Origin of the sequence: Isoptericola nanjingensis, assembly GCF_050311635.1 — a bacterium.
In the GTDB taxonomy this organism is placed as follows: domain Bacteria; phylum Actinomycetota; class Actinomycetes; order Actinomycetales; family Cellulomonadaceae; genus Isoptericola; species Isoptericola nanjingensis.
On the sequence record NZ_JBNOZL010000007.1, the window covers coordinates 385,402 to 393,619 of the forward strand.

Below are 8,218 nucleotides of genomic sequence, written 5' to 3' on the forward strand. Positions count from 1 at the left end.
CGGCTGATAGACCGGGCGCATGGCACCAGCCGAGCCCGACCCCGCCGCCGCGCCCGACCCGTTCGCCGCTCTCGCGCACCCCGCGGAGACCGATCCCGCCGCCGCGCCGCCGGAGCCCCTCGCCAGCCCGCGCGTCGTGCAGGACGCGCACTCCGGCGGCGAGAGCACCCTCACGGTCGTCGTGGCGTTCGCCGCGAACGCGTTCGTGGCCGTCGCGAAGTCGGTGGCGGCGGTCGTCACCGGGTCGGCGTCGATGCTGGCGGAGGCCGTGCACTCCTGGGCGGACACCGGGAACGAGGTGTTCCTCTTCGTCGCCGACCGCCGCTCGCGCCGCCCCGCCGACCGCGAGCACCCGCTCGGCTTCGGCCGCGAGGCCTACGTGTGGTCGATGTTCGCCGCCATCGGGCTGTTCGCCGTCGGCGCCGGCGTGTCCATCACGCACGGCATCCAGGAGCTGGTGCACCCCGAGCCCGCGAGCGACTTCGGCGTCGCGTACGCCGTGCTCGGCATCGCGTTCGTGCTCGAGGGGATCTCGTTCCTGCAGGCCAGCCGGCAGGCGCGGGCCGAGGCGAAGAAGGCCGAGCACGACGTCCTGCACCACGTGCTCGTCACCTCCGACCCCACGCTGCGCGCCGTCTATGCGGAGGACGCCGCCGCGCTCGTCGGCCTCGTCGTCGCGTTCGGGGGCGTGCTCGCGCACCAGCTCACCGGGTCGCCCGTGCCCGACGCCGTCGGCTCGATCGTCGTCGGCGTCGTGCTGGCCGTCGTCTCCCTGGTGCTCGTGGACCGCAACCGCCGCTTCCTCGTCGGCGAGGCGGCCCGGCCCGAGACCCGGTCCGCCGTGCTCGCGCACCTCGTCACGATGCCGCAGGTGGAGCGGGTCACCTACCTGCGGCTCGAGTACGTGGGGCCGCGATCGCTGTACCTGGTGGCGAGCGTCGACCTCAGCGGCAACGAGCCGGAGGAGACCGTCGCGCGGCGCCTGGACGACCTCGAGCGGGCGGCGACGCGGGTGCCGGTCATCGCCGGCGCGGTGTTCACCGTGTCCACGCCGGAGGAGCCGTCGCTCTGACGTCGTCGCGGGTCGCGGGTCGCGGGCTCAGCCGGCGTGGCGGGCCTCGTGGGCGAGCAGGCTGCGCTTGACGTCGAGGCCGTAGCGGAAGCCGCCGAGGCTGCCGTCGGTCCGCAGCACCCGGTGGCACGGGACGAACAGGGCGGCGGCGTTCATCGCGCACGCGCCGGCCGCCGCGCGGACGGCCGCAGGGCGGCCGGACAGCTCCGCGTAGCGGGTGTACGTCACGGGGTCCCCGGCGTCGACGGTGCGCAGCACGTCCCACGCGTGCGCGCGGTACGGGCCGGAGACCTGGCGGACGGGGACGGCGTCGATCGCGCGCACGTCCCCCGCGTAGTAGGCGCGGACCGCGGCGACGGCAGAGGCGACCGCGGGGTCGTCGTCGGGCACGGGCGTCGTGGCCGTGGGCCGGACGTCGGGGTGGACGAGACCGACCAGGGCGTCGGCGTCCGTCGTCCAGCCGGACGCGAGGACCGTGCCGTCCGGGTCGACGACGACGGTGAACGGACCGTCGGGGGTGCTGAGGGTGGTGGTGCGGGCGGACATGGTTCCTCCGGGAGGTCGGGTGCCGAGCCTGCGCTCGAGCTCGGGGTGCGGGCTGAGAACGTGCGTCACTGCCTGGTCGGCGGGAGGGCGGCGCGCCACAGGTGCAGGGCGGCGTACGAGCGCCACGGCGCCCAACGCCCGGCGCGGGCGGCGAGCGCGCGCGACCGGGCCGCGCGCGGGGCGTCGTCGGGCAGGCCCAGGTCGACGCCGGCCGCGGCCGCGCCCGCAAGGAGCGCGACGTCGCCGTCGAGCCAGGAGTCCGGGTCGCGCAGCACGCGCATCGCCACGTAGGCGGCCGTCCACGGTCCGATCCCGCGGCGCGCGACGAGCGCGGTGCGCAGCGCGTCGCCGTCGTCGCCCACCCCGACGGCGAGGGTGCCGTCGTCGAGGGCGCCGGCGGTGTCGACGACCGTCGCGACGGACCGCGCGGGCAGGCGCAGGTGCTCCGCCGCCGCGGTCGCGACCTGGGCCGCCGTCGGGAACAGGCGCGTGAGCCCGGGGACCGCGGAGGCGTACGGGGTGCCCGCGCCGGCGGCGAGCCGGCCGAGGTGCGTCCGCGCGGCGGCCACGCTGATCTGCTGCCCGACGATGGCGCGCACCACGATCTCGTGCGGGTCCACCGTGCCGGGCAGGCGCAGGCCGGGCCTGCGGGCGACGAGCGGCGCCAGGGCCGGGTCGTCGGCGAGGGCCGTGTCGACGGCGGCCGGGTCGGCGTCCAGGTCGAGCAGCCGGCGCAGGCGGGCCACCGCCACCGAGACGTCGGCGGCTGACGCGAGCTCCAGGCACACGGCGACCCGGCCGGGCCCCACGCCCGGCCCGGCCAGGACCTCCGCCGCGCCGGGTCCGTGGGGGAGCAGCAGCGTACGGGCGTAGCGCACGTCGTCGCCGTCGAGGTCCGCGACCTCCACGCCGTCGACGGCGCGCGCCGCGAGGAACGCGACGACGCCGCGGGCGTCGAACGGCTCGCGCACCGGCAGCTCCAGGTCGAGGCGGACGCGCGCGACGTCGCCCCGATCCGCCGCGGGACCGGGTCCCCCGGCGAGGGAGATCCCGTGCCGGAAGGCCGGGGGGCGGCGGCGCGCGCGGGCGCGCAGCTCGCTCGGCGCGACGGCGAAGACCTCGGTCATCGTGTCGTTGAACTGCCGGATGGAGCCGAACCCGGCCGCGAAGGCGACGTCCGCGAGCGGCAGGTCGGTGCCGACGACGAGACTCCTCGCGGTCTGGGCCCGCTGCGCGCGGGCCAGGGCGAGCGGGCCGGCGCCGAGCTCGGCGGTGAGCAGGCGGTGCACCTGCCGGGCGCTGTACCCGAGGTGGGCCGCGAGCCCGTCCGTGCCCTCGCGGTCCACGACGCCGTCGGCGATGAGGCGCATCGCCCGTCCGGCGAGGTCGCGCCGCAGGTCCCAGGCCGGGGTGCCGGGCGCGGCCTCGGGCAGGCACCGCTTGCAGGCGCGGTAGCCAGCCTCGTGCGCGGCCGCCGAGGTGAGGTAGAAGGTGACGTTCTCCGGCTTCGGCGTGCGCGCCGGGCAGGACGGGCGGCAGTAGATGCCCGTGGAGCTGACCGCCGTGAAGAACTGCCCGTCGAACCGGGTGTCCCGCGCGGCGATGGCGCGGTACCGCTCCTCGAACTCCCGCGCGTCGGGGTGGGCCGTCGTCGTCATGCCCCCATCCTCACGCGGTCCACCGACGGCGGGCTAGCGGGAATCGGACACGACCGTGGGCGCTAGGGGAGCGCCTCGATCCAGTCCAGCACGGTGGTGAGGTACGTGTCGCGGGCGGGCTGCGGCGAGAGGGCGAGATCGTGCGCGCCGCCGGCGACCGTCCGCACGGTGACGTCGCTGCCCAGGCGGGGCGCCCGGTCGCGGATGTGCGCGACGTCCAGCACGGAGTCCGTGGTGACCAGCTCGTCGTGCCACGACCGGGCCGGACCGGACCGGTCGGACGCGAGCACGAGGACCGGGATCGTGAGGCCCAGCCCGCGGGCCACCCGGTGCTGCGCGCGGCGCACGGAGCGCAGCCACCCGGCGCGGGCGGGGAAGCCGGCGTGCGGCTTCCAGGCCAGGTCGTAGTCCCACTCCCCGCCGGTCTCGTGGTGCAGCGCGGCGCCGTAGTGCTCGCCGACGGAGCCCACGGCCAGCCGTGGCGCGACGCGCCCGACGACGTCGATCGCCCAGGTCGCCGGGCCGCGCATCAGCCAGCTCTCGTTGAGCTCCAGCCACGGGCTGTTGAGCACGAGCGCGTCCGCGCGGCAGGGGCGGGCGTTCGCCCACAGGGGCGCGACCAGGCCGCCCGTGGAGTGCCCGAGCACCACCAGCCGCTCGTGTCCCGCAGCGCGCACGACGGCGGCCGCGGCGTCGAGGTCCTGGGCGTACAGCGCCAGGTCGTCCACGAGGTTGGGGTCGCGCCCGGCGGCGACGTGCGCGGCCAGCGCCCGCCCGTGGCCGCGCAGGTCGACGGCGTAGAACGCGTGCCCGCGGGCGGCGACAGCGCGCGCGACGTGCGGGTGGAAGAAGTAGTCGACGAACCCGTGCACGGACAGCACCGCCGTGCGCGCGACGCCCTGAGGGCCCGGCGCGCCGTCGTCGTCCGGCGTGGACGGCACGTGCCGCACCAGCACGGCCTCCGCGCCGCCGGGCAGCGGCAGCGTGCGCGCCCGGAACTCCGGGCCGAGGACGTCCTCGCGCCACGCCCCGGGCTCGGGGCGTGGCGCGGTCGGCGCGTCAGGCACCCTGCGCGGGACCGGACGGGCGGTCCTCGTCGCCGGGGCGGTCGCCGGTCGTGCCCGTGACGTCGGGCTCGACGTCGGGCTCGGGCGCGGTGGCGTCGCCGACGGGCTCCTGCCGGACGGTGTCCTCCTCGCCCGGGCGGCCGGGCTCCAGCGGCTCCGCGACGGGTCCGGTCGTGGGGCCGGCGGGCGTGGCGGCCTCGGGCGCGGCCTCCGGCTCGAGCGGTTCGGCGACCGGGCCGGTGTACGGTGCGGCGGGCGGAGCCGCGGGCGCGCCGAAGACCTGCTCCTCCGGCGTCGGACCGGCGGCGGGGACGGCCCCGGGGGCGGCCTGCGCGGCGAGGGCGGTGTCGCCCGCCGCGGTGCCCGTGACCGGGGCGGGGCGGCGGTTGTTCCGCACGACGAACCACACGACGAGGCCGATGACGACCAGCCCGACGACGAGCCCGACGATCCACCACGGGAAGCTGCTGCCCGCGGTGGCTACGCCGACGGCGTGGATCTCGGCGTTCTCGCCGACCTTCGGCGTCCAGGTGACGGTGTTGCCGTCGATGGCGCCGGTGGCGTCGCTGACCGGGCCGGGGAAGGTGATGGCGAGGCTGACGTCGAAGGCGTCCTGGACGTTCTGCGGCAGAGACTTCAGCTGGTCGGCACCCTCGGAGAGGTTCATGGTGCCGTCGACGACGTAGTTGTCGCCGTCGCGGGTGATGGTGAGGTCCTCGCCGCCCTCGCCCGAGATCTGGCTGATCGGGGCGTCGGTGAAGGTGTACCGGGTGCCGGTGTACTCGTCGTCGGAGTACGGCTCCTGGGACGTGCCCTCGGGCAGGTTCTGGGACAGCTCCCCGCCCGCCTGCTTCCACAGCTCGCCCGGCTCCATCCCCATGGTCTCGGCGAGGCTGTTGGAGACGGCCATGACGATCGAGCCGGAGACGGTGTCGTCCTCCGACAGCGTCATGTCCATGTCGACCTTCATGCACCCGGCGAGGGCGAGGAGGCCGACGGCGGCCAGGACCGCCGCGATCGCGGTGCGGAGGCGGCGCACGGGGCCGCGGGCTGGAGTGGTCACCGGCCCAGCATCCCGCAGCGGCCGTCCGCGAGCCACCCGGCGCCCCGGGCGGCTTGCGATCAAAGTTGAGCGGAATACACTCAACTTTGGCGGCGTTCCCCCGACAGACGTTCTCCCGTGTCATCGCACGTCATCCCGGAGGTCCCATGGACATCAAGCTCACGACCATGTCGCAGCAGGCGCTCGGCGACGCCGTCCAGTCGGCGTCGGCCGCGGGCAACCCCCAGCTCGAGCCCGTGCACCTGCTGCAGGCGCTGCTCCAGCAGTCGGGCGGCGTCGCCGTCGGCCTGCTCGACGCCGTCGGCGCGAACACCCAGCAGATCGGCCAGCGCGCCCGCGCGGCCCTCGTCGCCCTGCCGCAGGCGAGCGGGTCCGCCGTCGCGCAGCCCGCGCCGTCGCGCGCGACGAGCGCCGTGCTGGAGAACGCAGCCAAGGAGGCCGAGGCGCTCGGCGACGAGTACGTCTCGACGGAGCACCTGCTCGTCGCGCTCGCCGCCGGGCAGTCCGCCGCCGCCCAGGCGCTGACCGAGGCGGGCGCGACCGCCGACGCCCTGCGCGCCGCGCTGCCCGCCGTCCGCGGCTCGTCCCGCGTCACCAGCCCCAACCCCGAGGGCACGTACAAGGCGCTGGAGCAGTACGGCAGCGACCTCACGCAGCGCGCCCGCGACGGCCAGCTCGACCCGGTCATCGGCCGCGACTCCGAGATCCGCCGCGTCGTGCAGGTGCTCAGCCGCCGTACCAAGAACAACCCCGTGCTCATCGGCGAGCCCGGCGTCGGCAAGACCGCCGTCGTCGAGGGCCTGGCCCAGCGCATCGTCGCGGGCGACGTCCCGACGTCCCTGCAGGGCAAGCGCCTCGTCGCGCTCGACCTGGCGGGCATGGTCGCGGGCGCCAAGTACCGCGGCGAGTTCGAGGAGCGGCTCAAGGCCGTGCTCGAGGAGATCACCGCGTCCGACGGCGAGGTCGTCACCTTCATCGACGAGCTGCACACCGTCGTCGGCGCGGGCGCCGGCGGCGAGGGCGCCATGGACGCGGGCAACATGCTCAAGCCGATGCTCGCCCGCGGCGAGCTGCGCCTGGTCGGCGCCACGACCCTCGACGAGTACCGCGAGCACATCGAGAAGGACCCGGCCCTCGAGCGCCGGTTCCAGCAGGTGTTCGTCGGCGAGCCGTCCGTGGAGGACACGGTCGCGATCCTGCGCGGGCTCAAGGAGCGGTACGAGGCGCACCACAAGGTGACGATCGCCGACTCCGCGCTCGTGGCCGCCGCCGCGCTGTCCGACCGGTACATCACCGGCCGCCAGCTGCCCGACAAGGCGATCGACCTCGTCGACGAGGCGGCGTCGCGCCTGCGCATGGAGATGGACTCCTCGCCGGTCGAGATCGACGAGCTGCAGCGCGTCGTCACGCGCCTCGAGATGGAGGAGGTCGTGCTCAAGGAGTCCGACGACGCCGCCTCCACCGAGCGCCTCGAGCGGCTGCGGGCCGACCTCGCCGACACGCGCGAGAGGCTGGCCGCGCTCACCGCGCGGTGGGAGTCGGAGAAGGCCGGCCACAACCGCGTCGGCGACCTGCGCGCCCGCATCGACGAGCTGCGCACCGAGTCCGACCGGCTGCAGCGCGAGGGCGACCTCGAGTCCGCCGCGCGCCTGCTGTACGGGGAGATCCCGCAGGTCGAGCGCGAGCTCGCCGACGCCGAGCAGGCCGAGGCGTCGCAGGGGGCCGACGAGGCAGCCGCGCACGAGGCGCCGATGATCGCCGACAAGGTGGGCTCCGACGAGATCGCCGAGGTGGTCTCCGCCTGGACCGGCATCCCCGCCGGGCGCCTGCTGCAGGGCGAGTCGGAGAAGCTCCTGCACATGGAGGACGTCATCGGCGAGCGGCTCATCGGCCAGACGGCCGCGGTGCGCGCGGTGTCCGACGCCGTGCGGCGCTCGCGGGCCGGCGTGGCCGACCCCGACCGGCCGACCGGGTCGTTCCTGTTCCTCGGCCCGACCGGCGTCGGCAAGACCGAGCTGGCCAAGTCGCTCGCGGACTTCCTGTTCGACGACGAGCGCGCCATGGTGCGCATCGACATGTCCGAGTACTCGGAGAAGCACTCCGTGTCGCGGCTGGTCGGCGCGCCCCCCGGGTACGTCGGCTACGAGGAGGGCGGGCAGCTCACCGAGGCCGTGCGGCGGCGCCCGTACTCCGTCGTCCTGCTGGACGAGGTGGAGAAGGCGCACCCCGAGGTCTTCGACATCCTGCTTCAGGTGCTCGACGACGGCCGACTCACCGACGGCCAGGGCCGCACGGTCGACTTCCGCAACGTCATCCTCGTGCTGACGTCGAACCTGGGCTCGCAGTTCCTCGTGGACCCGGCGCTCGACGACGCCGCCCGTCGCGAGGCGGTCATGGCGGCCGTGCGCGCGTCGTTCAAGCCGGAGTTCCTCAACCGGCTCGACGACGTGGTCATCTTCGACGCGCTCAACGTCGAGGAGCTGGGGGAGATCGTCGACCTCCAGGTCGCGGCGTTCGCGAAGCGGCTGGCCGACCGGCGCATCACGGTGGACGTCACGCCCGCCGCGCGCGAGTGGCTGGCGCTGGAGGGCTTCGACCCCGCGTACGGCGCCCGCCCGCTGCGTCGCCTGGTGCAGCGCGAGATCGGCGACCGGCTGGCCAAGGAGCTGCTGTCCGGCGCCGTGTCCGACGGCGGCACCGTCGTCGTCGACCGGGCCCCCGACTCTGCGGGGCTCGTCGTCACGCCGAGATAGAGAGGCGACCCGCCGAGATAGAGAGGGCACGGACCGTAGCCGGCTACGGTCCGTGCCCT

The 8,218-nt window shown here is 75.7% G+C and carries 6 protein-coding genes; 2 read left to right on the plus strand and 4 right to left on the minus strand.

The window, feature by feature from the left end; all coding sequences use genetic code 11:
* Window positions 1–19 precede the first annotated feature (19 nt).
* On the plus strand, window positions 20–1,072 hold the full coding sequence (locus ACQP6G_RS16235) for a cation diffusion facilitator family transporter (protein ID WP_429765767.1): 1,053 nt from the start codon (window positions 20–22) through the stop codon (window positions 1,070–1,072).
* A 27-nt stretch (window positions 1,073–1,099) separates the two neighbouring features.
* Here ACQP6G_RS16235 and ACQP6G_RS16240 read toward each other — a convergent pair whose 3' ends face one another.
* The 4 genes from ACQP6G_RS16240 to ACQP6G_RS16255 all read right to left on the minus strand — a co-directional run bounded on the left by ACQP6G_RS16240 (window position 1,100) and on the right by ACQP6G_RS16255 (window position 5,406).
* On the minus strand, window positions 1,100–1,618 hold the full coding sequence (locus tag ACQP6G_RS16240) for a methylated-DNA--[protein]-cysteine S-methyltransferase (protein WP_429765768.1): 519 nt from the start codon (window positions 1,616–1,618) through the stop codon (window positions 1,100–1,102).
* Window positions 1,619–1,683: 65 nt separating this feature from the next.
* Window positions 1,684–3,276: an AlkA N-terminal domain-containing protein gene (locus tag ACQP6G_RS16245; RefSeq protein ID WP_429765770.1), complete on the minus strand. Its 1,593-nt coding sequence runs from the start codon at window positions 3,274–3,276 to the stop codon at window positions 1,684–1,686.
* A gap of 62 nt (window positions 3,277–3,338) precedes the next feature.
* Complete coding sequence (locus ACQP6G_RS16250) at window positions 3,339–4,343, minus strand: alpha/beta hydrolase (RefSeq protein ID WP_429765772.1); 1,005 nt, start codon at window positions 4,341–4,343, stop codon at window positions 3,339–3,341.
* A complete protein-coding gene (locus tag ACQP6G_RS16255) occupies window positions 4,336–5,406 on the minus strand; it encodes an LppM family (lipo)protein (RefSeq protein WP_429765774.1) in 1,071 nt (356 codons plus the stop codon). The genes ACQP6G_RS16250 and ACQP6G_RS16255 overlap by 8 nt, the downstream gene beginning before the upstream one ends.
* Before the next feature lie 146 nt (window positions 5,407–5,552).
* Between ACQP6G_RS16255 and clpB the strand changes: the two genes are divergently transcribed.
* Complete coding sequence (clpB, locus tag ACQP6G_RS16260) at window positions 5,553–8,159, plus strand: ATP-dependent chaperone ClpB (protein ID WP_429765776.1); 2,607 nt, start codon at window positions 5,553–5,555, stop codon at window positions 8,157–8,159.
* Window positions 8,160–8,218 lie beyond the last annotated feature (59 nt).

Excerpts from the sequence above, each read along its gene's own strand:
- ACQP6G_RS16235 (WP_429765767.1), top strand. The coding sequence starts at position 20 with ATGGCACCAGCCGAGCCCGACCCCGCCGCCGCGCCCGACCCGTTCGCC.
- ACQP6G_RS16240 (WP_429765768.1), bottom strand. The coding sequence starts at position 1,618 with ATGTCCGCCCGCACCACCACCCTCAGCACCCCCGACGGTCCGTTCACC.
- ACQP6G_RS16245 (WP_429765770.1), bottom strand. The coding sequence starts at position 3,276 with ATGACGACGACGGCCCACCCCGACGCGCGGGAGTTCGAGGAGCGGTAC.
- clpB (WP_429765776.1), top strand. The coding sequence starts at position 5,553 with ATGGACATCAAGCTCACGACCATGTCGCAGCAGGCGCTCGGCGACGCC.